Below are 25,681 nucleotides of genomic sequence, written 5' to 3' on the forward strand. Positions count from 1 at the left end.
AGGCGCATACCATTACTCCACCCGTCTGTAAACGGGATCGGAGAGGTGTATGCGCGCGCGAAAGAACACGATTCCTTCCCAGGCCATCGACGCCGTCGAACATCGCGTCCGGCAACTGTGCTGGCGCTATGCGGACAAACTGCAGTTCCACGGCTGGCACCACGTGAGTTTCGTTCGGGCCAAGGCCGCGGGGTTCGCCGAGCACAACGGTGCGGATCGCACCGTCGTCGAGGTTGCGGCGCTGGTGCACGACGTGAACTACATCGTGCTCCGGAACTCCCCCGCGGCCGCCGGGAGAGACCTCCGGCTGAGCATCCTGCGGGAGTGCGGTGTCGAGGAAACCGTGGCCCGGTGGATCGACGAGATCATCGACGAAGCCGAGATGGCCACCAGAGGAAGGCACATCTCGCTCGAGGCACAGGCGTTGAGCGACGCCGACACGCTGTTCAAGGCGCTGCCGGTGACGCCCGTCGTACTCGCCCACCGTTACTTGCGGGAGAACGGGTTGAGCCTCGGTGAGCTGGCGGACAAGATCGTCGGCGAACAACGCGACGTCCACGACAGCGGCTATTACTTCTACAACCCCAAGGCCGCGGAGAACTACTCCCGATGGGCGTCGGCGAATCTTCAGTTGTGGCAGTGCATCAAGGAGGCCGTCGACGATCCGACGGTCGTCGAACTCCTCGACGCGGTGCACGCCGTGGACTTCGAGGCCGAGCCCGCGGCCTCCTAGCGCTGGCCGTAACCGCGGAGTTTCTCCACGACGTGCTCGATCTCGGCGGCGGGGAGCAGATTCGGTGTTCCCGCCGCCCGCGCGGTCAGCCAGACCTGGCAGACCCATTCGAGCTGCTGGGCCCTGCTGTACGCGGAGCCGAGGCTGTCGCCGAAGGTGGTGGTGCCGTGGTTGGCCAGGATGCAACCGCGGCGGCCTTCCAGAGCCTCCAGCATGGCTTTGGCGAGTTCCTCGGTGCCGTACGTCGCGTAGGACGCGACGCGGGCCGTCGGACCGATCGCGGCGAGCATGTAGTGGATCGGCGGTACCTCGGTGACGAGGGTGGAGACAGCCGTGGCGTGCACGGAATGTGTGTGCACCACGGCTGAAATCGCCTTGCCGTCGGGATCCGCCGCCTCCCGGTACACCGTGAGATGCATCGGGAGTTCGCTGGTGGGTTTGAGTGAGCCGTCGACGATCTTGCCGTCGAGACCGACCACCGGCACGTCTTCCGGCCGCAGCCCGGCGTAGTCGACGCCGGTCGGGGTCACCGCGACCAGCTCGCCCCGCCTCGCGGAGACGTTGCCGGACGTGCCGACCACGAGCCCGTCGGTGGTCATCCTGCGGGCGAATTCGCAGACCGCCGCGCGTTCTTCGGCCAGGATCACCGTCACAACCTCCACAGTCCACGGGCCGCGGCCAGCGAGGCCTGGTAGTCGGCGTAGCCCTGCTCGTAGAACCCTACGTTCTCGGGGCGGACCTCGACGACGCGTGCGCTTTCCGCCCACAGCTCCCTGTCGACCGGTTCGCCGAGCGCGTCCGCGGCGACGATCACCGCGCCTCGCGCGCCGACCCCGGGATCGCCGGGGATCACGATGGGCCGCCCGAGAACGTCGGCGAAGATCCGCGTCCACTCGAGCGAGCGGACCCCGCCGCCGCAGGCGTACAACGTGCCGGTGAGCCCGGCAGCCTCGAAGCAATGCCTTGCCGCGTAAGCGATCGACTCGCACAGCGCGCGGACGATGTCGCCGCGCTCGCTTTCCAGGCTCAGTCCGGAGAACTGCGCCCTGGCCGAAGCGTCGACGAACGGTGCCCGTTCGCCGGACGCGGAGAGGAACGGCAGCGCGCGAACGCCACCCGCGCCGGGACTGCTCGCGTCGAGCAACGAGCCGATCTCCTCGACCGCGATTCCGAACAGGCGGCACATCCAGTCGATGCCCGCGGTGCCGACCATCGCCGGCATCGCCCGCAGGAACTCGCCTTCCTCCGGGGTGCAGAGGAACATCCCCGCGGGCTCGCCGTCCGGGTCGAACACCGCCGAGTCGGTCAACACCTGGCAGGCGAGGGTGGTGCCGGCCGTGAGGATGCCGTCGCCGGCTCGCCGCACACCGGCGCCGATGGCACTGGCGGGCAGGTCGAACGGGCCCGCCGTGACCGGCAGCCCGACGGGAAGGCCGAGCAGCGCGGCCCCGCGCTCGTCCAAGCGGAAGACGGTCTTCGGCGCGGCGGGCTCCACGAGCAGGCCCCGGCGGTGGGAGAGGCCGACGGCCGCGATGGCGTCTTCGTCGTAGTGCCGGGTCGCGGGATTGAGGAAAGGCAGCGAAGCGTCCGACGCGTCGACGGTGATCTCGCCGGTCAGCCGCTGGATCACCGCGTCGACGCAGTAGCCCGCCACCGCCGCCCTGTCGAGCGACTCCGGCTCATGAGTGTCCAAAAAGGACATGATCGCCGCCGCGCTGCCGGGGAACAGGCCCGACGCGGTGCGGCGGAACACTTCCCTGGTCACCCCGTCGGCCTGCCATTTCGCCAGCAGCGCGTTCGCCCGGCCGTCGAGCCAGGAGATCGCGGGCCGGATCGCGGCGCCCGACTCGTCGCGCAACCACAGACCGTCGCCCTGACCGGTGAGTGCCAGCGCGGTGACCGGACCGTCGAGCCCGGCGGCGACCTCGCGCACCACCGTGGCCACGGTGCCGAGCACCTGGTCGAGGTCCTGCTCGACCAGCCCGCCCGGCAGATGGTGCACCTCGGACGTGGTGCACGCGCTCGCCACGGACGTCCCGGCCTTGTCGAAGACGACCGCCTTGGTCAGTGACGTGCCGATGTCGACGCCGATGATCATGGCCGCAGGACCTCGGGGTTCGCCAGGTTCGCGAGCGCCTCGCCGCGGACGTACCGGCCGACCTCGGCGGCGACGATGCCCGCCGCCCGCTCCGCTGTCTGCCTGCTGGCTCCGGCGAGGTGCGGGGTCGCGATCACGTTCGGCGCGTCCCGCAGTGCCCAGTCCGCGGGCGGCGGCTCGACGTCGTACACGTCGAGCGCGAGCGCGCCGAGCCGTCCCGAGCGCAGGGCTTCTGGCAGCGGCGAGTAGTCCAGGAGACCACCGCGCGCGGTGTTGACCAGGACCGCACCGGACGGCAACAGCGCGAGTTTGTCGGCGTCGATCAGGTGGCGGGTCTCCTCGGTGAGCCGGGCGTGCAGGCTCACCACGAAACTGCGGCGCAGCAGATCGTCCAGTTCGACGAGTTCGGCGCCGTCCGCGCTGATCCGCGCGGGGTCGGCGAACGGATCGGCGACCAGCACCTTCGCCCCGAACGCGAGGAGGACCTTGGCCACTCGCGCGCCGATCGCCCCGTACCCGACCAAGCCGACGGTGGTCCCGTCGAGTTCGAGGCCGGTCTGGTCGTAGGCGTAGTAGTCACCGCGCCAGGTCCCGCCCAGCAGTTCGGCCGAGGACGTCGAGATCCGGCGCATCGCGGCCAGGATCATCCCGACCGCGAATTCGGCGGCGGCACCGGCGTTGCGCCCGGGCGCGTACGTCACCGCGACCCCCGCCTCCGTGGCCGCCGCGAGGTCGACGTTGACCGGGCCGCCCCGGCACACCGAGACGAGTTTGAGGCCCGGCACGGCCGCGAACACCTGTTTGGTGAAGGGCGCCATCTGGGTCACCGCGACCTCGGCGCCCGCCAGCGCCTCGATCACCTGCTCCTCGGTGCCGCTGGCCTCGTGCACGTTCGCGACCGGACCGAACGGCTCCACCGGCCACGGCAGGGTCAGTTCCGAGAACTCGTGCCCGGCGCCGATCTCGGCACGGACGGCCTCGGCCAGCAGGCCGGTGCCGACGAAATGGTCTCCCGCAGCGAGTATCCGCAACTCTGCGTCCTCTCTCCGTGCCCGCATCGGGCAGTCCTGTGACTGTTGGCGAAGCTGAGATGTATCCGGAAAAGTGACCGTACGCGTGAACCCGCCCCGGCCGAAGGCCCCGCTATCGCGGTGGTGGGGCGCCCTGTCCGCCGAACGGTGCCGTACCAGCCCAGGCGGCGCCCTGCCGACGTCGATCGCGGTCGCGGGTTCACCATCAGGTACTCAGCGCTTGCTCGTATTCGGTGATGTGCGCGACCTTGCTCGCGCTGGCCGAGTCCGGGTCGAAGCGGTAGCCGACCCATTCGGCGACGATCTTCTTCGCCAGTTCCGGGCCGATCGCCCGTGCGCCGAAGGTGATCACCTGGCAGTCGTTCGATTTCACGGAACGCTCGGCGGAGTAGGAGTCGTGCGCGACCGTGGCCCGGACACCGGGGACCTTGTTCGCCGAGATGGCCATGCCGATCCCGGTCCCGCAGACCAGGACGCCGCGATCCACCTCGCCCCTGGCGATCGCCTCCGCCGCCGCGAGCCCGAGCAACGGGTACGCCTTGTCGTCCGAACCGTCGGCCACGCCGAGGTCGGTGACCTCGTCGACCCGGTCATCGGCGAGGAGCAGGTCACGCAGCTGGTCCTTGAGCGCCACCCCGGCGTTGTCCGCCGCCACCACGATCCGCATTCAGTCTTCCTTTCCCAGAGCCTGGCTGACCGCGGTGACGAGCAGCGCGAACGAGGTCGCCCCGGGATCCGGGTGCCCCTTGCTCCGCCGCGCCAGCCGTGCCGCCCGTCCTTTGGCGGGCAGCAGGTCCGCCGTGGCCTCGGCCGCGCTCACCGCGACCTGGGCCGCCTTCTGCCAGGCCTGCGGGACGTCGGCGCCCGCCTCGGCCTGTTCGCGCAACGCCAGCCGGAACGGCTCGATGGCGTCGAGCATGGTCTTCTCACCCGGCTCCGCCTTGCCCAGAGCGACGAACGCCATCACGGCACCGTCCACGGCGTCCGCGAGGGCTTCCGCGGTGACCTCGCCTTCGGCCCGGCCACGCAGCCCCGCACCGGTTTCGGCCAGCAGGACCCCGTACAACGCCCCGGAGGCGCCGCCCGCCGCATCGGCGAACGCCGTCCCGGCTGCCAAGAGCGCTGTCGACGGTGACTCCCGGTCGCGCCGCGCGGCGGCCACCGCGGCCCGCATTCCCCTGGTCATGCCCAGCCCATGGTCCCCGTCGGCCGCGACCGCGTCCAGCCTGCCGAGTTCCGCTTCGTTGGCCTCGATGTCGTGCAGGGCGGCCGTCAACGCGCGGTCCACGATGCCTTGTCCCGGTTCGGTCTCCGCCAGCAGCGAGTCCACTGTGGACTCCAACGGAATCCGCTCCAGCACGGCACCGGTACTGCGGTAACCAGGGGTGTCGCAAGGCGCGGCGTAGAGCTCGGCGAGTTCGTCGTCGAGTACCAGGATCGAAAGCGATACGCCCGCCATGTCGAGCGACGTGACGAATTCGCCGACCTCGGTGTGCAGCGGGCTGAGCCCCGCCGCGGCGAGCCGCTCGTGCACCCGGGTGTAGGTCGCGAACATCTCCTCGTATTTGGTGCGGCCCAGCCCGTTCAGCAGGACCACCACCCGCCCGTCACCCTCGGGCAGCTCCGGGAGAAGGCCGTCGACCAGTTCGTCGGCCAGTTCCCGCGCGCTCAGCCTGCCGACCGTGCGCACACCGGGCTCACCGTGGATGCCGAGCCCGAGCTCCATTTCGCTCTCGCCGACGGTGAACAGCGGCGCCGACGCGCCGGGCAGCGTGCACCCGCCGAACGCGACTCCGAACGTCCGGGTGTTCGCGTTCGCCTTCTCCGCCACCGCGTGCACGGCGGCCAGATCGTCACCGCGTTCGGCCGCGGCACCGGCGATCTTGAAGACCAGGAAGTCGCCCGCGACGCCACGACGCCTTTCCGGCGCGTCGGCGGGGCCGCTCGCGATGTCGTCGGTGACCAGGATCGTGCGGCTCTCGACGCCCTCGGCCGCCAGCCTGCGGGCGGCGAGGCCGAAGTGCAGCACGTCGCCCTGGTAGTTGCCGTAGCCGAAGAGCACGCCGCCGCCGCTCTCCGCGGCCAGCGCCGTGCGGTAGACCTGCTCGGCGCTCGGACTGGTGAACACGTCACCCACCACGGCGCCGTCGGCGAGACCGGGGCCGACCAGTCCGGCGAACGCGGGGTAGTGCCCGCAGCCGCCGCCGATCACCACCGCGACCTTGCGCTCGGATTCTTCCCGGCGCAGTACGCCGTAGGCGCCGGGAACCTTGCGCACCGAACGCCCGTAGGCGGTGACGAACCCGTCCAGCCAATCGCGTTTGAACGTCTCCGCGGCACCCAGGACCGTCATCGCCCGCTCGCCTCCGCGAATTCACCGGACAGGTACGCGAGCAGCTTGCGCCGCACGTCGTCGTTGTTCTCCGCGACTTCGGCCGCCAACTCCAGCGCGTCCGGCTTCGGCGGGTACACCGGATTCGGCAGCGCGATCACGGTGAGCCCGGCCGCCGCGGCGGCGCGGATGCCGTTGCTGGAGTCTTCGACGCCCAGGCATTCCTCGCCGGACCGGCCGAGCCTGGCCGCGGCTTCGAGGTACACGTCCGGGCTCGGCTTGCCCCTGGCGACCTCGGCGCTCGAGACCGTCGCGGTGAACTCCCCGGTGAGCCCGTGTTTGTCGAGCACCGCGTCGATCACCCGGCGGGCGGCCGACGACGCCAGCGCGACAGGCACCTTTGCGCTCACCTCGCGGACCATCTCGCCGGCACCCGGTAGCAAGGGCGCCTCTCCCGCCTCGATCGCGGCGATCATGCCGTCCACCACGGCACGTTCGACGTCGACCGCGCTTTCCGGCGTGCCGGACCGCTTCGCGAGGTAGGCCGCCCATTCGGGCGCGCTCATCCCCTGCACGGACGCGGTGTCCTCGGCGGTCCATTCGGTCCGGTGCCGGGCGGCGTACGCCACCCAGTTCTCCTCCCAGAGGTGTTCACTGTCGACGAGGACACCGTCCAGGTCGAACACCACCGCGGCGAGTGCCATCCGGCATCTCCTTTCACATCGATGCTGTTAAGTTAACATGGATGATGTGATCTTCACAAGCCTCAAGGAGGGATCCCGTGGTCGCACGGTTGTTGGTGGCACGGCACGGCCAGACCGAGTGGCATGCCGAGAACCGGTACGCAGGCAGCAGCGACGTCGCGCTGACGGAGGAAGGACTCAGGCAGGCGGGCGAACTCGCCGGGTTCGCCGAGGCGGTCGGGCCGTCGGCCGTGTTCTGCTCGCCGCAGAGCCGGGCGCGGCGCACCGCCGAGCCGTCCGCCGAGGCGCTGGGCTTGTCCTTGCGAGTGGTCGAAGACTTGCGCGAAGTCCACTTCGGACTGATGGAAGGACGCACCAGGGACGAGCTGGCGGTCTCGGATCCCGGTGCGGTCGCGAGATTCCTGGCCGATCCGGTGACCGGCGCCTTCCCCGGCTCGGAGCCGACGGCGAAGGCGGCCGCCCGCGGCGCGAGCGCGCTTCGCGCGATCGCCGCCGAGGTGCCGGGCGAGACGGTGCTGGTCGTCGCGCACAACACCTTGATCAGGCTGTCGCTGTGCGAACTGCTCGGCATCCCGCTCGAGACCTATCGCACGGTGTTCCCGCGACTGGACAACGCGGCCGTCACCGAGATCGCGATCGACGGCACACGCACCGGCCTGCTTCGCCTCAACCAGCCGGCGCGCACGCGATACTGAACGCCATGAGCGATGAGAAGACGGCCGGTGCGAGCGCACACTCTCGTGACACGCGCCAGCGGCTGATCACCGAACGCGTCTTCGAGGCAGGCTCCGCGACCATCGCCGACCTGGTGGAACTCACCGGGGTCAGCACCATGACCGTGCACCGCGACGTCGACGAACTGGCCAGGCGCGGCCTGCTCCGGAAGTACCGGGGCGGCGTGTCGGCCATGCCGTCGACGGTCTTCGAAAGCAACGCCGACTACCGGATGAACGCGCATTCGGAGGAGAAGGCGGCGATCGCCGCGCACGCGCTCGCCCGCGTCGAACCGGGGATGTCGATCCTGCTCGACGACTCCACGAGCGCGCTCGCGCTGGCGAAGATGCTGCACCGCGTCACGCCGCTGACCGTCGCGACGAACTACCTCGGCGCCATCGAACTGCTCAAAGGCGTTCCCGACCTGCGGCTCATCTGTATCGGCGGCGACTACTCGGCGACCCACGACTCGTTCCTCGGCATGCAGAGCCTCGAGGCGATCGAGCGGATCAACGTCGACGCGACCTTCGTTTCGACCTCGGCGATGAACACGCGGATGACCTTCCACCAGGAGCCGGAGATCGTGATGCTGAAACGCGCGATGCTGGCGAGCGCCCGGACGAAGGTGCTGCTGATGGACCACAGCAAGACCGAACGCGCGGCGCTGCACCGGTTGGCCCCGCTGAGCGACTTCGATGTGCTGATCGTCGACGACGGGGTGCCGGACCACCTGGCCGAGGAGATGCGGAGCCAGGTGGAAGTGGACGTCGCGGAGGTCTGAGACGGGGCGAGGGGCGCTTTCCCGGCATGCCATGCGGGGAAAGCGCCCTTCACCGCATGAGACGCGGGGAAGGTTCCCTTCCGCCCGCAGTAGAGGTGACGTGGCCGGTGACCTGCTCGTCAACGGGCCGCGACGCCTGACAGTTCCGCGTGACCGGCCCCTCGTGACAGCCAGGCGCCCGCGCATCGAGTGCGCGGGGCTAACACGGAATTCCATCGATGTAACATCTTGAAAGTTAAGTTAACACGATCCATGATACGCTCATCACGACGTCATGGAGGCGTGCATGAACCAGGTAACATCGCCGTTATCGCGGTCCGAGGGCAGGGCCGGAAGCGGATTCGCCCGCGTACTGAACCGCTGGGGCCTGCCCGCCCCGCTGTTCCTCGGCTATGCCGGTCTGCTGCTGTTCATGATCGGCGACGGGGTCGAATCGGGCTTCATCGCGCCGTTCATGGCGGACAACGGCGCGGGCACCGAGATCAAGGCCTCGTACGTGATCACGGTGTACGGCGTCGCCGTGATGCTGGCGTCGTGGCTGTCGGGCGCGCTCTCGGACCTCTGGGGGCCGCGCCGCGTGATGATGATCGGGCTAGCCATCTGGCTGGTGTTCGACGTGCTGTTCCTCGCGATCGCGGTATCCGGTGAGAACTACGCGCTGATGCTGGTGTTCTACGGTCTCCGCGGTTTCGGCTATCCGATGTTCGCGTTCGGTTTCCTGGTCTGGATCACCGCGGTGGCGCCGGTCGCCAGGCTCGGCGCGGCCGTGGGCTGGTTCTACTTCGCCTTCACCGGCGGGCTGCCGACGCTGGGCGCGCTGGTCGCGAGCTTCACGAACCCGGTGCTCGGCCAGTACGGCACGCTTTGGGTGTCGGTGGCGCTGCTCGCCCTCGGCGGATTGCTGGCGATCTTCGGGGTCCGGCAGCGGACGGGGTACACCCGGCTCGCGCCGCCGGACGTGAAACCGGTGCAGAGCCTCGTCTCCAGTGTGTCGATCGCGTGGAAGAAACCCCGCGTCGGCGTCGGCATGCTGGTCCGCGTCATCAACACCGCGCCCGAATTCGGGATGCTGGTGTTCTTCCCGACGATCTTCATCGAGGGCATCGGATTCGGGGAGAGCCGCTGGCTGCTCCTGGTCTCGGTCATCTACGGCACGAACATCTTCTTCAACCTGATCTTCGGCGTGCTGAGCGACCGGATCGGCTGGCGCACCACGATCTTCTGGTTCGGCGCGATCGGCTGTGCCATCTCGATCCTGCTGCTCTACTTCGTCCCGATCGCGATGGGCGCCGAGTACTACTGGCTCGCGCTGCTCGTCGGCGCGCTGTACGGCGCCACGCTCGCCGGGTTCGTGCCGATCTCGGCGCTGCTCCCCTCCCTCGCCCCGGAGAACAAGGGTGGCGCGATGGCCCTGCTGAACCTGGGCGCGGGCGCGGCGGCGTTCGTCGGGCCGGCGATCGTCAGCGTGTTCCTCGGTCCGCTGGGTGCCGCCGGAGTGGTGATCGTGTTCGCCGCGCTGTATCTGGTCGCGGCGGTCATGGTGCGCTACCTGAAACTGCCCGAAGAGACGGCGAAGGCGATCGAAGAGGACAAGAGCCTGCAGCAAGTCGGAGAGAAGGTCGTCACCACGTGAACCAGCCCGTCACGATCGGCATCGACGTCGCCACCGCGGGGGTCCGTGCCCTCGCGGTGCGCGGCGGCACCGTCCTCGCTTCGGCCGCCGCGACGCTGCCCGCACCGGTCCGAGACTCGCGCGGGCACAGCGAGCAGGACGCCCGGTCGTGGTGGCCCGCGGTGGAGACGGTGCTGGCGAAGGTCACCGGTGAGCTGCCGGGCAGGGGCGGCGAGGTCGCCGCGGTGGCCGTCGCCGCGACGTCGGGGACGATCGTCGGGGTCGATGCCTCGGGTGAACCGGTCACGCCCGCGCTGATGTACGACGACAGGCGCGGCGCGGCCCTCAACCGCGAGGCCACCGAACTCGGCACGGATCGCTGGCGGCGGCTCGGTTTCGGGGTGACGGCCACGGCCGCGCTCGGCCGGATCGCGTGGCTGTCCGAGTTCGTCCCCAGCGTCGCCGGGATCCGGCACACGCCCGAGCTGATCGCCGCGAAGCTCACCGGCGGGCCGGTGGCGAGTGACTGGTCGCATGCCTTGAAGAGCGGCTACGACCCGCTCGCCCTCGAATGGCCACTGGAGGTCTTCGAGGCCTTGGGGGTGTCGGAAGGCCTGCTCCCACCGGTGGTCGCTCCGGCCACCGTGCTGGGCACGGTGGCCCGTCCGGTCGCCGGGCTCCCGGCGGGCTGCCTGGTCGTGGCCGGGATGACGGACGGCTGCGCGGGCCAGCTCGCGGCCGGGGCGGTCACCCCCGGGCGGTTCGTCGGGATCCTCGGCACGACGTACGTGCTCAAGGGGGTCACCGAAGAGCTGGTGCCCGATCCGACGGGGGCGATGTACAGCCACCGTCATCCGGACGGCTGGTGGCTGCCCGGTGGAGCGTCGAACACCGGCGGCGAGGCTGTCGCCGGGCAGGAACACCTTCCCGAACTCGACGCGGCGGCGGCCGCGCTGGGCCCGGCGAAGGTGATCGCGTACCCGTTGCGGCGCAAGGGCGAACGCTTCCCCTTCACGAACGGGGACGCCGAGGGCTTCGTGTCCGGCGAAGCGGACGAGGTGGAGCTGCACCGGGCAAGGCTGGAGGGGGTCGCCTTCCTCGAGCGGCTGGCGCTGGACCACCTGCGTCGTCTCGGCGTCGAGGTCACCGAGCCGCTGTTGGCGGCGGGCGGTGGCAGCAAGAGTCCTTTGTGGACGAGGATCAGGGCGACCGTCACCGGTCTCGGCCTGCGGGTGTCACCACAGGCGGAGACGGGGTACGGCGCCGCGCTGCTCGCCGCGGCAGGAGTCCTGCCGGGCGGGCTCACCGAAGCGTCCGAAGGGCTCGGCAAGGGAACGCTGGTCGAACCCGACGAGCGCGAAAGTGCCGCGCTCACCGAGTCCTACCTGCGGTTCTGCACCGAACTGCACACCAGGGGCTGGATCGACGACGAGCTGTTCGCCGTCGTCCGGCGTTGAGCGAAATCAGGAAGGGCGTGGGCCGTTGGACTTGGTGGGAGTCGGCTTGGACGCGGCCGCCGGCTTGGACGCCTCGTCGGCGGCGTCGGGAGCGGGAGCCAGCAGCCGGATGGCCTCCTGGACGGCGACATCCGTGGCGGAAAGCCGCTCGGCGACCTTGGACCGGAGTTCCAGCGCGAGCTTGCGGGCCTGCTGAGCGTCGGACTGCTGGGTCTTCGCGTCGGTGAGGGCCTCCGCGACCTGCTCCTGCTTCGCGGCGATGTCCTCCGCCGAAGACTTCTCCGACTTGGCGATCTTCTCCGCCGAAATCCGCTCGGCTTCGGAGCGCTTGTCCTCCGACACCCGGTCGGCTTCCGCGATCTTGTCCGCGGACGCCTTCTCCGCCTCCGTGCGACGAGCCGCCGAAGCTTCCTCGGCCTTCTTGTCCGCGGCGGCGCGGTTCCGGACGCTCTCCATGTCCAGTTCCTTGCGCTTCTGCGCCGCCTCGGCGTTCAGCCGCTCGATCTCGGCCTTGGCGTCCGCGAGCAGCTTCTCCCGTTCCGCCTGCGCGTCCTTGGCCGCCTTGTCACTCGCGCGCTGCGACTCGTGGGCGTACTTGTCCGCTTCGGCCCGTGTCGACTTGGCGTCGGCTTCCGCGGCGGCCTTGAGGTCGGCGATCTCCTCCTCGGCGAGCTGCATCATCATGCGGACGCGTTCGGCCATCGCGCCGGCACCGGACGGACTCGAGCTCATCCGCACGAGGGCGGCCTTGGTCTCGTCCAGTTCCTTCTGGGCGTGGCCGAGCGCCTTGGTGAGTTCACCGGCGGTCGCCACGGCCTCGTCGCGGTTGCGCGAGGTCTGCTTGAGTTCGGTCGACAGCTCGACGAGCCGCTCGTCGACCTGACGCTTGTCGTAACCGCGGACAGCGACCGCGAACTGGGACGATTTCGCTGAGGGCGCCTGAGGCGCCGTCTTCTCAGGAGCGACCATGGCGGACACCTTAATGAGCTTGGGCCCGTCGGGTAGTACCGCCAAACGGCTGCACTCGGAGTGCGACCGGCCGATCACATGGCATCCTCCATTGTTGACAGGTCGTAAGCAGGGGAGGCCCGGTTGGACATTTCGGCGATCCTCGACGACATCAGGGAGCACTGGCACGTCTACGCCACGATGCCCTTCATCGCCGCGCTCATCGGTTACATCACGAAACGCGTCGCCATCGAGATGATGTTCCGGCCGCTGGAGTTCGTCGGGATCAAACCCTTCCTCGGCTGGCAGGGGGTCATCCCCGCCAACTCGCGCCGGATGGCGACCACCGCCGTCGACCTGCTGACCAAGAATCTCGTCGATCCGCAGGAGATCTTCTCCCGGCTCGATCCCGACGAGGTGGTCAAGGAGCTGGAGGAGCCGCTTCTCAAGGCCGTCGAGGACGTCACCCGCGAGGTGATGGAGCAGTACCAGCCCAGACTGTGGGAGCTGCTGCCGACGCGGGCGCAGCGGATGCTGGTCGACCAGGTCCGGGCGCAGGCGCCGAAGGTCGTCGCACGGCTGATGCGTGAGGTGTCGACGAACATCGACGAGGTCCTCGACGTCAACGAGATGCTGATCAACGCGATGGTCCGGGACAAATCGCTGACCTGCCGCCTGATCAAGGAGGTCGCGACCCCGGAACTCCGCTTCATCGCCCGGTCCGGGATCTACTTCGGCTTCGTCATCGGTTTGGTCCAGTTCGTCGCGTGGGCGCTGACGAAGCAGCCGTTGATCATGCCGATCTTCGGTTTCGTCACCGGGTTCGTCACGGACTGGCTGGCCCTGAAGATGATCTTCTACCCGCGTGAGCCGCGCCGGTTCCTGTTCTTCAGCTGGCAGGGCATGTTCCAGAAGCGCCGCCAGGCCGTCGCCCGCGACTACGGCGCGCTGATCGCGGACGAGGTCCTCACCGTGCGGAACGTGATGGAGGCCGTGCTCACCGGGCCGAAGTCGGACAAGCTGTTCGCGATGATCACCCGCGAGGTGCAGCGGACCATCGACGCGCAGGCGAGTATCGCGAAACCCTTGGTGGCGCTGACCGTCGGCGGCGTGCAGTACCAGGAGATGAAGAAGGCCGCGGCGGAGAAGACGATCGCGTATCTCCCCGAAACGGTGAAACACGTGGAGAGCTACGCCACTGACGCGCTCGACGTCCGCAACACGATCGTCGTGAAGATGCAGCAGCTGACCCCGCTCGAGTTCGAAGGGATCCTGCGACCCGCCTTCCAGCAGGACGAATGGAAGCTGATCGCGGTCGGCGCGGTGATCGGCGGGCTCGTGGGTGAACTTCAGGTCCTGCTACTCCTCCACTGAGGACAGGCGGCTAGGTTCCCCTCAAGCGAGACGCGGGAGGGGCTGCGAGTGGACGCCGTCATCGCCGATCTCGGCGAGCACTGGCCGGTGTACGTCACCATGCCGTTCATCGCGGCGCTGATCGGGTACGTCACCAAACGCGTCGCCATCGAGATGATGTTCAAACCGGTGGAATTCGTCGGGGTCAAGCCGTTTCTCGGCTGGCAGGGGGTGCTGCCCGCGAACGCCGAGCGGATGGCGGCCACCGCCACCGAGATGCTGACGAACAACCTCGTCGACCCGAAGGAGATCTTCGCCAGGCTCGATCCGGCGCAGGTCGCGAAGGAGATCGAGCAGCCGCTGCTGAGGATCGTCGAGGACGTCACCCGCGAGGTGATGGAGCAGTACCAGCCCAGACTCTGGGAAGTACTGCCGAACACCGCCCAGCAGCTGCTGCTCAAACGGGTGCAGGCCGAAGCGCCGCGCGCGATCGAGAAGATCATGCGGGAGATCGCGGAGAACATCGAGGACGTCCTCGACCTCAAGCACATGGTCGTGACGAACCTGGTGCGCGACAAGGCCTTGCTGAACCGGCTGATCCGCGACATCTCGCGGCCGGAGATGCGGTTCATCGCGCGGTCGGGGATCGTGTTCGGCTTCGCGCTCGGCTGTGTGCAGCTGCTGGTGTGGGCGCTGACGAAGTCGCCGATCGTGCTGCCGCTGTTCGGTGTCGCCATCGGCTGGTTCACCGACTGGATCGCCTTGAAGATGATCTTCCTGCCGCGCGAGCCGAAGCGGTTCTTCGGCTTCTACACCTGGCAAGGCGTGTTCCAGAAACGCAAGGACCAGGTCGCCGAGGACTACGGCGACATGATCGCGCGCGAGATCATCACCATCCCGAACCTGCTCGAAGCCGTGCTGAGCGGGCCGAAGTCGGACAAGCTGTTCACGATGATCACCCGCGAAGTGCAGCGGACCATCGACACGCAGGCGAGCGTCGTGAAGCCGTTCGTCGCGATGGCCGTCGGGAGCAGGAAGTTCCAGGAGATGAAGCAGACCGCGGCGGCGAAGGCGGCGGCACGGATCCCGGAGACGATCCGGCACGCCGAGAGCTACGCGGTCAACGCGCTCGATGTCCGGAACACCATTGTGGACAGGATGCGGCAGCTGAACCCGCTGGAATTCGAGCAGTTGCTGCGTCCGGCGTTCCGGCAGGACGAGTGGAAGCTGATCGCGGTCGGCGCGGTGATCGGCGGCCTCGTCGGTGAACTTCAGGTGCTTCTGCTGCTTCACTGACGGGCACCGGATACCGTTTCCCATCCCACGAGCGAGGAGGTCGGAGTGGACGCCGTCCTGGACGACCTCGCCCGGCACTGGTGGCTGTACGCCGCGATCCCGTTCATCGCGGCGCTGATCGGCTACGTCACCAAACGCGTCGCCATCGAGATGATGTTCAAACCGCTGGAGTTCGCCGGGATCAAGCCGTTCCTCGGCTGGCAGGGCGTGGTGCCCAAGCACGGCGGGCGGATGGCCGCCGTCGCGACCGAGTTGCTGACGTCGAACCTGTTGGACGTCAAGGAGGTCTTCCGGCGGATCGATCCGGCGATCATCACGCGCGAGATCGAGCAGCCGCTGCTGCGGGCCGTGGACGAGGTCGCCCGCGAAGTGCTCGAAAAGCACCATCCCAGGCTCTGGGAAGTCATGCCGACGATGGCGCAGGAACTGCTGATCAAGCAGGTCCAAGCGTCGACGCCGCGGCTGGTGCGCGAGTTCATGGAGGAGATGACCGAGAACCTCGACGAGGTACTCGACTTCCAGCACATGACCGTGCAGCGGCTCACCAGGGACAAGAAGCTGCTCGTCCGGCTGATCCGTGAGACGTCACGGCCGGAGATGGCGTTCATCGCGCGCACGGGGATCTACTTCGGCTTCGGGCTCGGTGTCGTGCAGGCGATCGTCTGGGCGCTGACGAAGGAACCGTGGGTGCTGCCGATCTTCGGCGGCTGCATCGGGTTGTTCACCGACTGGCTGGCGATCAAGCTGATCTTCGTGCCGCGCGAGCCGGTGCGGGTCGGGCGGGTGATCCTGCAGGGCAAGTTCCAGCGGCGGCGGGCCGAGGTCGCGCATCAGTACGGCGAGATGATCGCGAACGAGATCCTCACCGTGCCGAACCTGCTCGACGCCGTCCTGCGCGGGCCGCGGTCGGACAGGCTGTACGCGCTGGTCGAGCGGCTCGTCGCGCAGGCCGTCGACGAGCAGGCGAGCGTCGCGAAACCGATGGTCGCGATGGCCGTCGGCGGGCAGCGGCTGCGCGAGATCAAGCAGGCGGCCGCGCGGAAGGCGCTGGAGCGGCTGCCGCCGACGATCCGCCACGCCGAGGGCTACCTGACCGAGGCGATGGACGTCGCGAAGATCGTCGAGCGGCGGATGCTCGGGCTGACGCCGCTGGAGTTCGAAGGGCTGCTGCGGCCGGCGTTCCGGCAGGACGAGTGGAAGCTCATCGCGGTCGGTGGGCTCATCGGTTTCCTGGTCGGGGAGCTGCAGGTCCTCCTGATGCTCCACTGACACCGGATCGCGTTTAGCCCGCTAAACGCAGGTCAGGGCCGGGGGCGCCCGCTGGCGGGCTTCCCGTGTCCTGAAGGCCACCTTTGAGACGTTGATCGTCTCAAAGGTGGCCTTCAGGGCAACCGAGGCATCGCGTTTAGCCCGCTAAACGCAGGTCAGGCGAGGGGCGCCGCGCCCCGGTGGAGAAGCGTGTCCCCAATGCCACATTGGGGACCTCAGCCGAGCACTCGCGTTTAGCCCGCTAAACGCAGGTCAGGCGCACGTGCGTTTAGCGGGCTAAACGCGATCCGCGGCGCGGAAGTGAGGCGTTCTCACATGCGGGTGACACGGGGTGATTACGGTGGTGGGGTGGCGTCCGAACCCCAGCAACTGCCAGCCGTCCACGAGGCGTGGCTTCCGCGTGAGCACGCGTTGCACCGTCCGCGCCACGGTGGCAGGCAGCTGACCGCGCTGATCAGCGCGCTTCTGTTCTTCACCACCCCCGCCCTGCTGTGGGTGTTCGGCGTGCGGCCGGGTGAGATCGAGAACCACAAGCTCGCGAGCTTCCCCGGTTTGGACAAGGGGTGGGCGTTCTTCACCGACCTGCCGACCTGGGCCATCGACCAGCTGTCCTTCCGCCCCGGCGCGATCGCCGCCGCGGACGCGATCAGCCGCGGGGTCTTCGGCGAGGGCGCCCCGCTCGACCAGCCGCCACCGCAGCAGCAGGCGGGCCCGATCCCCGCGCCGCCGGCGCCGACGCCGTCCAAGACCGCGCCGACGCAGGGCCCGACGCCGAACGCCGCGTCCGGCTATCGCCGTGTCGTGCAGGGGCGTGACGGCTGGCTGTACTACGGCTACGACGCCGACGCGAAATGCGATCCGTCCCGCCCGCTGCCCGAGACCATCGACAAGATCAACGAGCTGCGGCGCGCGGTCGAGCAGTCCGGGAGGCGCTTCGAACTCGTCGTCGCGCCGGACAAGTCGACGATGGTCCCGCAGTTCCTGCCCGACACCTATCCCGGCAAGGACTGCTCGCAGTCGGCCGAGGCGGCCACCTGGCACCGGATGCTCAAGGACGCCCGTGCGATCGACCTGCGGCCCGAGCTGCGCGCGTCCGAGGGCCGGGTGCAGCGGCCGATCTACCCGCCGAACGACACCCACTGGGCCGACGAGGGCGCGCTGGTGATGACGCGCGCCATCGCGAACGCGATCAAACCGGGTGTCACGCAGACCTGGGTGAGTGTGCCCATGGGCCCGTACGACGCGGTCGCCGACCTGCCGCCGCTGATCAGCAAGCAAGGCACGAAGACGAACACGCTGTACAGCCTCCGCCCGGACGGCTTGGTCGATCGAGCGGGCGAGTCGAACGGCGACATCGACAGGCCGGTGTACCGCACGGCGAGTCCGCTGATCGGCACCGTCGACGAGAAGATCCTGATCTACGGCGACTCGTTCACGAAGGCGTCTTCGCGGTATCTCTCGGGCGCGTTCACGAACCTGACGATGCTGGCGCACTTCACCCAGAAGACGTCGCAGGCCGAGGCCGTCGACGCTTTCGTGAACGCCAACGTCGTAGTCCTGGAGGCTGTCGAACGCAGTGTGGCCGGTGGCCAGCTCGCGTTCCTCGACCCCGGTTTCCTCGCGGCTGTCAAGAAGGCGCTCGCCGAGCACCCGATCCGCTAGCGCAAGGCGGGCTGCGGTGTCGCCGTCGGCTCGACGCGGACCCGCGAGCTCCTGCCGCGCAGCCACGCGATGAGGCGGCAGACCAGGTAGATCACGAACGAGATCGTCGTGACGAACGCGCTCACCGGTTTCCCTGGCGCGAGCGAAAGGATGATCCCGCCGAGTGCCGCGATCTCCGCGAAGACGATCGACAGCACTGTCGCCTTCCACGGGCTCGCCGTGACCCGCGCGGCCGCCGCGGCCGGGGTCACCATGAGCGAGACCACCAGCAGCGCGCCGACGATCTGCACGCCGAGCGCGCTCGAAATCCCGACCAGCACCGCGAAGATCAGCGACAGCAGCCGCACCGGCACCCCGCGCGCCGTCGCGACCGCGGGGTCGACCGTGGCGAACAGCAGCGGCCGGTAGATCACCGCGAGCACCACCAGGACGACGACCGACGCGCCGACGAGCAGGTTCAGGTTGGTCGAGTCGATGGTGATGATCTGCCCGACGAGGATGCCGAACTTGTTGGCGCTGCGGCCTTCGTAGAACGACAGCAGCAGGACGCCCATGCCGAGTCCGAAAGCGAGGATCACGCCGATCACGGAGTCGCGTTCGGACTCGCGGCCGCCGAGGATCCCGATCAGCAGGGCGGCGATGACCGCGCCCGCGAGGCCGCCGAGTTCGACGCCGACGCCGAGCAGCAGCGCGCCCGCCGCGCCGGTGAAGGCCAGCTCGGCGGTGCCGTGCACGGCGAACGACATCCGCCGCATGACCACCAGCGGGCCGAGTACGCCCGCCACCAGCCCGAGGACGGCGGCTGCGAGCAGCGCCGTCTGTACGAAGTCGAGGCCGAGGAGTTCGCCGGTCAGGGCGAAGTCGAACATCTTGTCCACGGTGCTACGAAACCTGTTCGTCGATGTGGTGTGGTTCGTCCTCGCACAGCGAGCTCTGCGCCCCGGCGACGTGGATCTGCCCGCCGACCTTGAGCACCTCGATCCGCGTGCCGTACAGCTCGGACAGCGTTTCCGAGTTCATCACCTCGTCCGGCTTGCCGACCCGGAACTGGCCGTTCACCAGATACAGCACCCTGTCCACATAGGACAGGATCGGGTTGATCTCGTGGGTGACGAACAGGACGGCCGTGTCGGCGGAACGCCTCCGCTCGTCGATCAGCTCACTGACCGCGCGCTGGTGGGCGAGGTCGAGGGAGAGCAGCGGCTCGTCGCACAGCAGGACCTCGGGGTCTCCGACCAGCGACTGCGCGACGCGGAGCCGCTGCTGCTCGCCACCGGAAAGCCGCCCCACCGGCTGTTTCGCGTACGCCTGGGCGCCGACGGACTCGATCGCCCGCGCCACCAGCTGACGCCGTTTCGCAATCCCGAAGAGCCCCGTCCCCCACCGGTGCCCGTCCAGGCCGAGGCCGACCAGATCGACCCCGCGCATCGTCAGGCCCTCGTCGAGGGCGCGCTGCTGCGGGATGTAGCCGATCCGCCGGTTCTGCCCGCCGGGGCGCCGCCCCGCGATCTCGACCGTGCCCTCGGGCAGTCCTTGCTGACCGAGCAGCACCTTGAGCAGGCTGCTCTTCCCGGAGCCGTTCGGCCCCAGGATCGCGAGGAACTCCCCGGGCTCGACGTCGAGGTCGAGCCCGGTCCAGAGGGTCCTGGTGCCGAACGCGAGGCTCGCCCCGCGGACACGGACCGCGGGACGCGCCTCGGCAGGTACGGAGGTCACTACTTCAGTGCTCCCGCCAGCGCGTCCACCGACTTGGTCATCCATGCAATGTAGTCGGTCACACCCTGGGGAAGTGTTTCGGTGACATCGACGACCGCGATCCCGGCGCTCTTGGCGTCGCCGACGACCTGCTGGGTGACCGGGGTGGTGGTCTGCGCGTTGTTGACCAGCGCCTTCACCTGCTTGCCGGAGATCAGCTGCTTGACCTGGTTGAGCGCGGCGGCGGGCACGTCCTGCTCCGCCTCCACGGCCTCGGCGAAGGCGGGCGGAGTCGCGTCGGTGACCTTCGCGCTGTCGAGCAGGTAGTGCGCGACGGGCTCTGTCGCGACGACCTTGCCACCGGAAGCGCCCAGGCCGGAGACCTTCGTCAGCAGTTCCTGCGTCTTGCCCTTGAACGCGGTCGCGTTGGCGGTGAAGACGTCCTTCGACGCGGGCTGGATCTCGCCGAGCTTCGCGGCGACCTGGTCGGCGATCTTCTCGACGCCGGGCAGGCTGTACCAGACGTGCTCGTTCTCGTTGCCCGTCGCGGCGATGTCGACGGCGACCAGCTTCTGCGCGCCGGCGGCCTGATCGGCCAGCTTCGAGAAGAACTCGTCGTAGCCGCCGCCGTTGGACAGCGTCAGCTTCGCGTTCTTCGCGGCGATGGCGTCGCTCGCGGTGGTCTCGTAGGAGTGCGGGTCGGCCGAGGGGTCGTGGATGATCGAGGTGACCTCGACCTTGTCGCCGCCGACGGCGGTCACGACGCTGCCCCAGACGTCGGTCGAGGCGACGACCTTGATCTTCTCTCCGCCGCCGGGGTTCGCGGCGGACGCGTTCTGCGAACCGGAGCCCGTCGACGCCTTGTCACCGGACGCGCAAGCCGTCGCGCCGAGCGCGAGGACGGCCAGGGCCGACACGGCCGCGAAAACACTCTTAGTACGGCGGGAATTCATTTACTGCACTCCTGCGGATGCCCAGGCCAGGTGTCCCAGATGCCGGGTAATGGAAACCGTTGTCAGATTCAACTGTACCCCATCCGGCTGACGGCACCCTCTGTCCAGGTACGAGCTGTACCCAGGGTCACTCTGAATCGAGACCTGCCACACGTCGGGTGATGCTTCTGCAAAACGTTCTGAACCGTTACGGTTTGCGGATGGGCCGTCCTATCCGCACCAGGAGGCAGGCGACACTGGCGTCGTTGGCCGCAGAGCTCGGTGTGTCGAGGACCACCGTCTCCAACGCCTACAACCGACCCGACCAGCTGTCCCCTGAGCTGCGCCGCCGTGTCCTCGAGACCGCGCGCCGCCTCGGCTACCCGGGCCCGGACCCGGTGGCCCGTTCACTGCGGACGCGCAAGGCGGGTGCTGTCGGTCTTTTACTCACCGAGAACCTCTCCTACGCCTTCCGCGATCCCGCCGCCGTCGGCGTGCTCGAAGGGCTCGCGCTGGCGTGCGAAGACGCGGGCGTCGGCCTGCACCTGGTCCCGGCCAGCCCCGGCCGTGAGGATGTCGCCGCCGTGCACCGCGCCGGTGTCGACGGCTTCGTCGTCTATTCGGTCCCCGACGACGACCCGCATCTGGGCGCCGTACTGGAGCGCCCGGTGCCGACGGTGATCGTCGATCAGCCGCGTGTGGACGGTGTCGACAGGGTCGGCCCGGACGACGCGGCCGCGGTGACCGCGATGGCCGCGCACCTCATCTCTCTCGGCCACCGGCAGATCGGCGTGCTGTGCATGCGGCTGGCCCGCGAGCGCAACGACGACTTCGTCTCCATCCAGCGGCAGAGCGCCGCGCATTTCCACGTCCAGCGGATCCGGCTGGAGGCGCTGGCCGCCGCGTTCTCCGCGGCCGGTGTCGACTGGGCGACGGTGCCCGTTGTCGAACGTTTCGACCACACCGTGGACGACGGCGCGTCGGCCGCGCGACAGCTTCTCGACGCGTACCCGCAGGTCACCGCCGTGATCTGCACTTCGGACATCCTCGCGCTCGGCGCGCTGGCCGAAGCGGAACGCCGTGGGCTGCGCGTTCCGCAGGATCTGACGGTCACCGGTTTCGACGGCATCACCGAGGCCGAGCGATCCGGGCTCACCACGGTCCACCAGCCGGTCCTGGAGAAGGGCAAGGCGGCGGGCAAGCTGCTGCTCAGCTCGGCCGACCGGGTCGGACCGAAGGTGATCACCCTGCAGACCGAATTGCGGGTCGGCCGCACGTCCGCGCCGCCACGAACGGCCGAAGAACGCTGGTTCGGGCCGTGATGTAGCCCGTAAAGCGTTGCTCTCACCGAACGTGTCCGTTCAAATGGTCACGTGACCTCCATCGACGTACTTCTCAAGCGAAACCAGGAGCTGGGCGACGTCACTCCTGGTGACCGTTCGTCCCCGAGGCCATCACTCCAGGTGGCGGTCCTGACCTGCATGGACGCCCGTATCCGGGTGTTCGAGATCTTCGGGCTGCTCCAGGGCGAATCCCACGTCCTGCGCAACGCCGGCGGCGTCGTCACCGACGACATGATCCGCTCGCTCGCGCTGAGCCAGCGGAAACTGGGCACACGCGAGGTGCTGATCGTCCAGCACACCGAATGCGGCCTGTCCATGGTCACCGAAGACGACTTCAAGGACGAGCTCGAGGAGAGCACCGGACTGCGCCCGACCTGGGCCGTCGAGGCGTTCCGCGAGGTCGAGGACAGCGTGCGCCGCTCGGTGCAGCGCGTCCGGCGCAGCGACTTCCTCCCGCACCGGGAAAACGTCCGCGGGTTCGTCTACGACGTCAAAACGGGTCGCCTCAGCGAGGTCGCGTAGACCTCCTAAGCTGGCCCCGTGGGCGTCGACGCGGATGTGCTGATCGAGTGGTTCGGCGAAGTGGGGCGCGATCTGCCCTGGCGTGAGCCGGAATGCACCGCCTGGGGTGTGCTCGTCAGCGAGATCATGTTGCAGCAGACGCCGGTCGCGCGCGTCCAGCCGATCTGGCTCGAGTGGATGGAGCGCTGGCCGGTGCCTTCGGCGCTGGCGGCGTCTTCGCAGGGCGAAGTCGTGCGCGCCTGGGGCAAGCTCGGCTATCCGCGACGCGCGTTGCGGTTGCACGCGGCGGCGGCCGTCATCGCCGCCGAACACGGCGACGTCGTTCCGTCCGATGTGGACACTTTGCTCGCCTTGCCCGGTATCGGCGCGTACACCGCGCGCGCGGTCGCGGCCTTCGCCTACGGCAAGCGGGCTCCGGTGGTGGACACGAACGTCCGGCGCGTGGTGGCCAGGGCGGTGCACGGCGCGGGTGACGCCGGACCGCCGTCGAACACCCGCGACATGGCCGACGTCGAGGTGTTGCTGCCGAAGGAAGACGCGCCCGCCGCGAAACTCTCGGCGGCGCTGATGGAACTCGGCGCGCTCGTCTGCACGGCTCGCTCGCCGCGCTGCGCGGACTGCCCGATCTACGACGAGTGCGCCTGGCAGCACGCGGGCAAACCCGCCTACGCCGGGCCCGCGAAGCAGGTCCAGAAGTTCGCCGGGACCGATCGCCAGGTACGGGGCCTGTTGCTCGATGTCCTGCGCGGTACCGAAGGCCCGGTCGAGAAGGCGAGGCTCGATCTCGTCTGGGACGAATCCGGGCAGCGCGACCGCTGCCTCGACTCCCTGCTGGTCGACGGCCTGCTCGAACAGACCGGCGACGGCCTGTTCGCACTCCCCGGCGAACACTAACGCATTACGACAAAAGTTGGTCAATGGTTGTCATCGACGCGATGGCGGGTTAGTTTTCCGGCCAACGCGCATGATGGGAGCTACGCCCGTGGCCGACTTCGACCGACGTACCGCGCTCAAGGGCGGCCTGACGGTAAGTGCCGTCGGGCTACTGGGGACGACAACGTTTTCCGCCGCCGCCGTCGCGGCACCTGGGGCATCAGAACCGAAGATCCACGACACGGCGGCCTGGGGTGCCCGGCCGCCGAACGGGGCGATCGAGGTGCAGAACCACAAACCGACGTACATCGTCGTGCACCACACCGTCGATCCCGGAAACGTCACCGACTACACGCTCGAACACGCCTACTGGGCGTCGCGTTCGATCCAGAACTTCCATATGGACACCCGCGGCTGGGTGGACAGCGGCCAGCAGTTCACGAACAGCCGCGGCGGGCATATCACCGAGGGAAGGCATCGCAGCCTGGAGATCCTGCGCGGCGGGACCCAGCACGTGCTCGGCGCGAACGTGGGCAACAACAACAGCACCTGCATCGGGATCGAGAACGAGGGTCTCTACAGCAAGGAAGACGTCACACCGGCGCTCTGGGACTCGCTGGTGAAGATGGTCGCGTACATCGCTTCGCAGTACGGGATCTCGCCGGAGTTCATCAAGGGGCACCGGGACTTCAACTCGACCGAGTGCCCGGGAACCGTGCTGTACGACAGGCTTCCCGAACTGCGCACCGCTGTCGGGAGCCTGCTGGGCTCGGCCTCGCCGAAGGCGGATCTGCCCGAGTGGCCGCTGCTCAAGCCGGGTGACACCGGACCACGAGTGCGGACGGCCCAGGAACTCCTTCGGGCACGCGGTTTCGCCGTCCCCGTCGACGGCCTCTTCGGACAGTCCACAAAGGACGCGGTCACCGCGCTGGCGGCGAGGAACGGGCTGGAGCGCGACCTGTGCGGCGCGACAGCGGCGACCGACGAGGCCGGGTTCCTCGGCTCCGACGTCTGGCCGCTCATCATGCGTCCAGGCACCGATACGCGGGCGCTGAAAGCACAACTCGCCGGCTGAACGTCAGCGGCACGAGGATCACGAAGGCGGCGACCCAAGGGAGCGAAGACGTTCCCGACGGCAGCAACAGGCCGCCGATGAGCGCGCCCCCGGCGACGGCGCCGTTCCAGGCCGCGATGGTGAGCGACTGGGCGGCGTCGGCCGTGGGGCCCGCGATCAGCGCGGTGACGGCCTGGAACGCGGTGGGCGCGCCGCCGAACGCCAGGCCCCACAACGCGGCGGCGGTCAGCACCAGGCCGTGGACGCCGTCGCCGATCTCCAGCAGGACGATGGCCGCGGCCGTCACCCCGGTGCAGAACATCAGCACGGCACGCGGATGACGGTCGAGCGCGGCACCCACGACGACCAGCCCGCCGACGGTCGCGCAGCCGAACACCAGCAGGACCACGCCCAGCATCCGCGCCACGTCCAGCCCCGCGAGCACCGGGCCGATGTAGGTGTAGGCCACGTTGTGTCCCAAGGAGAACAGCGCCACCGTCGCGAGTACGGGGCGCATCCCGGGCAGCCGGAACGCGGCCAGCGGCCGGGTGGACGCCGCCGGATCCGCGGGGACGGCGGGCACCACGGCGATCACCCACGCCAGCAGCGGCACGGTGATCAGCGCCATCGCGGCGAAGGCCCAGCGCCAGTCGGCCAGTTCGCCGAGCGCGGTACCGGCGGGAACGCCGAGGGCGAACCCGATCGGCGTGCCCGACATGGCCACGGCCAGCGCTCGCCCGGTGAGCCCCGGTGGGGCGAGGCGCATCGCGTAACCGGCGACGAGGGACCACATCACCCCGGTCAGCGCCCCGGAAACGACCCTCGCGGCGAGGATCAGCGGGTACGACGAGGACACCGCGATCAGCAGATTGGTGAGCAGGAATCCGGCGATCAGCACCAGGAGCAACCGTTTGCGCGGGACCCGGAGTGTCGCGCCGGTGAGCGGGATGGCGGTGAGCGCGGTGGTGATCGCGTAGACCGTCACCAGCTGGCCGGTGGCCGACGGGGAGACCCCCAGCTCCGCGGACATGCCCAGCAGCAGCCCGGCGGGCAGCACTTCGGTGAGGCAGCCGAGGAAGACGGTCGTCGTCAGCGCGAGCAGCGCCGGGAGGGGCAGCATGCGTCGACGATCTCTCGCGGCCGCGGCGCGGGATAGTCCCTGGCGGGTATGCCGTGGCGTTATCGGCCTTCGCCCTCCAGCCGCCCTGTGTGACCGACGGCGGCGATGCGTGCCGACCGGGTTCGAGCCTGACGTCGCGAAAGCCACTTTCG

The 25,681-nt window shown here is 69.0% G+C and carries 24 protein-coding genes; 13 read left to right on the forward strand and 11 right to left on the reverse strand.

Annotation, left to right across the window (positions count from 1 at the left end; all coding sequences use genetic code 11):
* Positions 1 to 49 precede the first annotated feature (49 nt).
* Positions 50 to 733 carry an HD domain-containing protein gene (locus HDA45_RS17350; protein WP_184896591.1) on the forward strand — a complete coding sequence of 228 codons (684 nt, stop codon included), beginning with the start codon at positions 50 to 52 and terminating at the stop codon, positions 731 to 733.
* On the opposite strand, the gene HDA45_RS17355 is transcribed toward HDA45_RS17350, so the two are convergent.
* From HDA45_RS17355 to HDA45_RS17380, 6 genes are all read right to left on the reverse strand, one after another.
* Entirely contained in the window at positions 730 to 1,380 is a 651-nt protein-coding gene (locus HDA45_RS17355; protein WP_184905735.1) for a class II aldolase/adducin family protein, read from the reverse strand. The genes HDA45_RS17350 and HDA45_RS17355 overlap by 4 nt on opposite strands.
* Positions 1,381 to 1,382: 2 nt before the next feature.
* Entirely contained in the window at positions 1,383 to 2,831 is a 1,449-nt protein-coding gene (locus tag HDA45_RS17360) for an FGGY-family carbohydrate kinase (RefSeq protein WP_184896593.1), read from the reverse strand.
* Complete coding sequence (locus tag HDA45_RS17365; protein WP_184896595.1) at positions 2,828 to 3,862, reverse strand: 2-hydroxyacid dehydrogenase; 1,035 nt, start codon at positions 3,860 to 3,862, stop codon at positions 2,828 to 2,830. Before HDA45_RS17365 ends, HDA45_RS17360 begins: the two co-directional genes overlap by 4 nt.
* A 205-nt stretch (positions 3,863 to 4,067) precedes the next feature.
* A complete protein-coding gene (locus HDA45_RS17370; protein ID WP_184896597.1) occupies positions 4,068 to 4,529 on the reverse strand; it encodes a ribose-5-phosphate isomerase in 462 nt (153 codons plus the stop codon).
* On the reverse strand, positions 4,530 to 6,215 hold the full coding sequence (locus HDA45_RS17375; RefSeq protein ID WP_184896599.1) for a dihydroxyacetone kinase family protein: 1,686 nt from the start codon (positions 6,213 to 6,215) through the stop codon (positions 4,530 to 4,532).
* Positions 6,212 to 6,898 (reverse strand): HAD family hydrolase, encoded by a 687-nt coding sequence (locus HDA45_RS17380; RefSeq protein ID WP_184896601.1) that lies wholly within the window; start codon positions 6,896 to 6,898, stop codon positions 6,212 to 6,214. The genes HDA45_RS17375 and HDA45_RS17380 overlap by 4 nt, the downstream gene beginning before the upstream one ends.
* 77 nt (positions 6,899 to 6,975) lie before the next feature.
* Here HDA45_RS17380 and HDA45_RS17385 point away from each other — a divergent pair, with 77 nt between their 5' ends.
* The 4 genes from HDA45_RS17385 to HDA45_RS17400 all read left to right on the forward strand — a co-directional run bounded on the left by HDA45_RS17385 (position 6,976) and on the right by HDA45_RS17400 (position 11,462).
* The gene (locus HDA45_RS17385; protein ID WP_184896603.1) at positions 6,976 to 7,593 is read left to right on the forward strand and encodes a histidine phosphatase family protein; all 618 of its coding nucleotides are present in this window, start codon (positions 6,976 to 6,978) and stop codon (positions 7,591 to 7,593) included.
* A 5-nt stretch (positions 7,594 to 7,598) separates the two neighbouring features.
* Positions 7,599 to 8,393: a DeoR/GlpR family DNA-binding transcription regulator gene (locus HDA45_RS17390; RefSeq protein WP_184896605.1), complete on the forward strand. Its 795-nt coding sequence runs from the start codon at positions 7,599 to 7,601 to the stop codon at positions 8,391 to 8,393.
* 286 nt (positions 8,394 to 8,679) lie between these two features.
* Positions 8,680 to 10,026, forward strand: coding sequence for an MFS transporter (locus HDA45_RS17395; protein ID WP_184896607.1), 1,347 nt, complete (start codon positions 8,680 to 8,682; stop codon positions 10,024 to 10,026).
* Positions 10,023 to 11,462, forward strand: coding sequence for an FGGY family carbohydrate kinase (locus HDA45_RS17400; protein ID WP_184896609.1), 1,440 nt, complete (start codon positions 10,023 to 10,025; stop codon positions 11,460 to 11,462). The genes HDA45_RS17395 and HDA45_RS17400 overlap by 4 nt, the downstream gene beginning before the upstream one ends.
* Before the next feature lie 6 nt (positions 11,463 to 11,468).
* Here HDA45_RS17400 and HDA45_RS17405 read toward each other — a convergent pair whose 3' ends face one another.
* The gene (locus HDA45_RS17405) at positions 11,469 to 12,431 is read right to left on the reverse strand and encodes a coiled-coil domain-containing protein (RefSeq protein ID WP_184896611.1); all 963 of its coding nucleotides are present in this window, start codon (positions 12,429 to 12,431) and stop codon (positions 11,469 to 11,471) included.
* Between the two features lie 123 nt (positions 12,432 to 12,554).
* Here HDA45_RS17405 and HDA45_RS17410 point away from each other — a divergent pair, with 123 nt between their 5' ends.
* From HDA45_RS17410 to HDA45_RS17425, 4 genes are all read left to right on the forward strand, one after another.
* Positions 12,555 to 13,784 (forward strand): DUF445 family protein, encoded by a 1,230-nt coding sequence (locus tag HDA45_RS17410; protein WP_184896613.1) that lies wholly within the window; start codon positions 12,555 to 12,557, stop codon positions 13,782 to 13,784.
* A 48-nt stretch (positions 13,785 to 13,832) separates the two neighbouring features.
* Positions 13,833 to 15,059, forward strand: coding sequence for a DUF445 domain-containing protein (locus HDA45_RS17415; RefSeq protein ID WP_378315994.1), 1,227 nt, complete (start codon positions 13,833 to 13,835; stop codon positions 15,057 to 15,059).
* A 45-nt stretch (positions 15,060 to 15,104) separates the two neighbouring features.
* Complete coding sequence (locus tag HDA45_RS17420; protein WP_184896615.1) at positions 15,105 to 16,328, forward strand: DUF445 domain-containing protein; 1,224 nt, start codon at positions 15,105 to 15,107, stop codon at positions 16,326 to 16,328.
* Between the two features lie 348 nt (positions 16,329 to 16,676).
* On the forward strand, positions 16,677 to 17,990 hold the full coding sequence (locus tag HDA45_RS17425) for an alginate O-acetyltransferase AlgX-related protein (protein ID WP_184896617.1): 1,314 nt from the start codon (positions 16,677 to 16,679) through the stop codon (positions 17,988 to 17,990).
* On the opposite strand, the gene HDA45_RS17430 is transcribed toward HDA45_RS17425, so the two are convergent.
* Genes HDA45_RS17430 through HDA45_RS17440 form a run of 3 tightly spaced genes read right to left on the reverse strand, consistent with a single transcriptional unit; the run spans position 17,987 to position 20,638 of the window.
* A complete protein-coding gene (locus tag HDA45_RS17430; RefSeq protein ID WP_184896619.1) occupies positions 17,987 to 18,868 on the reverse strand; it encodes a metal ABC transporter permease in 882 nt (293 codons plus the stop codon). The genes HDA45_RS17425 and HDA45_RS17430 overlap by 4 nt on opposite strands.
* A gap of 4 nt (positions 18,869 to 18,872) precedes the next feature.
* Positions 18,873 to 19,706, reverse strand: a complete 834-nt coding sequence (locus HDA45_RS17435; RefSeq protein WP_184896621.1) for an ATP-binding cassette domain-containing protein — start codon at positions 19,704 to 19,706, stop codon at positions 18,873 to 18,875.
* Complete coding sequence (locus HDA45_RS17440; RefSeq protein WP_184896623.1) at positions 19,706 to 20,638, reverse strand: metal ABC transporter solute-binding protein, Zn/Mn family; 933 nt, start codon at positions 20,636 to 20,638, stop codon at positions 19,706 to 19,708. The genes HDA45_RS17435 and HDA45_RS17440 overlap by 1 nt, the downstream gene beginning before the upstream one ends.
* 200 nt (positions 20,639 to 20,838) lie before the next feature.
* Here HDA45_RS17440 and HDA45_RS17445 point away from each other — a divergent pair, with 200 nt between their 5' ends.
* The 4 genes from HDA45_RS17445 to HDA45_RS17460 all read left to right on the forward strand — a co-directional run bounded on the left by HDA45_RS17445 (position 20,839) and on the right by HDA45_RS17460 (position 24,430).
* Complete coding sequence (locus tag HDA45_RS17445; RefSeq protein ID WP_184896625.1) at positions 20,839 to 21,939, forward strand: LacI family DNA-binding transcriptional regulator; 1,101 nt, start codon at positions 20,839 to 20,841, stop codon at positions 21,937 to 21,939.
* Positions 21,940 to 21,990: 51 nt separating this feature from the next.
* Positions 21,991 to 22,482: a carbonic anhydrase gene (locus HDA45_RS17450; protein ID WP_184896627.1), complete on the forward strand. Its 492-nt coding sequence runs from the start codon at positions 21,991 to 21,993 to the stop codon at positions 22,480 to 22,482.
* An 18-nt stretch (positions 22,483 to 22,500) separates the two neighbouring features.
* Positions 22,501 to 23,376 carry an A/G-specific adenine glycosylase gene (locus HDA45_RS17455; RefSeq protein ID WP_184896629.1) on the forward strand — a complete coding sequence of 292 codons (876 nt, stop codon included), beginning with the start codon at positions 22,501 to 22,503 and terminating at the stop codon, positions 23,374 to 23,376.
* Positions 23,377 to 23,464: 88 nt separating this feature from the next.
* The gene (locus tag HDA45_RS17460) at positions 23,465 to 24,430 is read left to right on the forward strand and encodes an N-acetylmuramoyl-L-alanine amidase (protein WP_184896631.1); all 966 of its coding nucleotides are present in this window, start codon (positions 23,465 to 23,467) and stop codon (positions 24,428 to 24,430) included.
* Here the strand turns inward: HDA45_RS17460 and HDA45_RS17465 are convergent.
* A complete protein-coding gene (locus HDA45_RS17465) occupies positions 24,378 to 25,529 on the reverse strand; it encodes an MFS transporter (RefSeq protein WP_184896633.1) in 1,152 nt (383 codons plus the stop codon). The genes HDA45_RS17460 and HDA45_RS17465 overlap by 53 nt on opposite strands.
* Between the last annotated feature and the right edge of the window lie 152 nt (positions 25,530 to 25,681).

Source organism: Amycolatopsis umgeniensis (genome assembly GCF_014205155.1).
GTDB lineage: Bacteria > Actinomycetota > Actinomycetes > Mycobacteriales > Pseudonocardiaceae > Amycolatopsis > Amycolatopsis umgeniensis.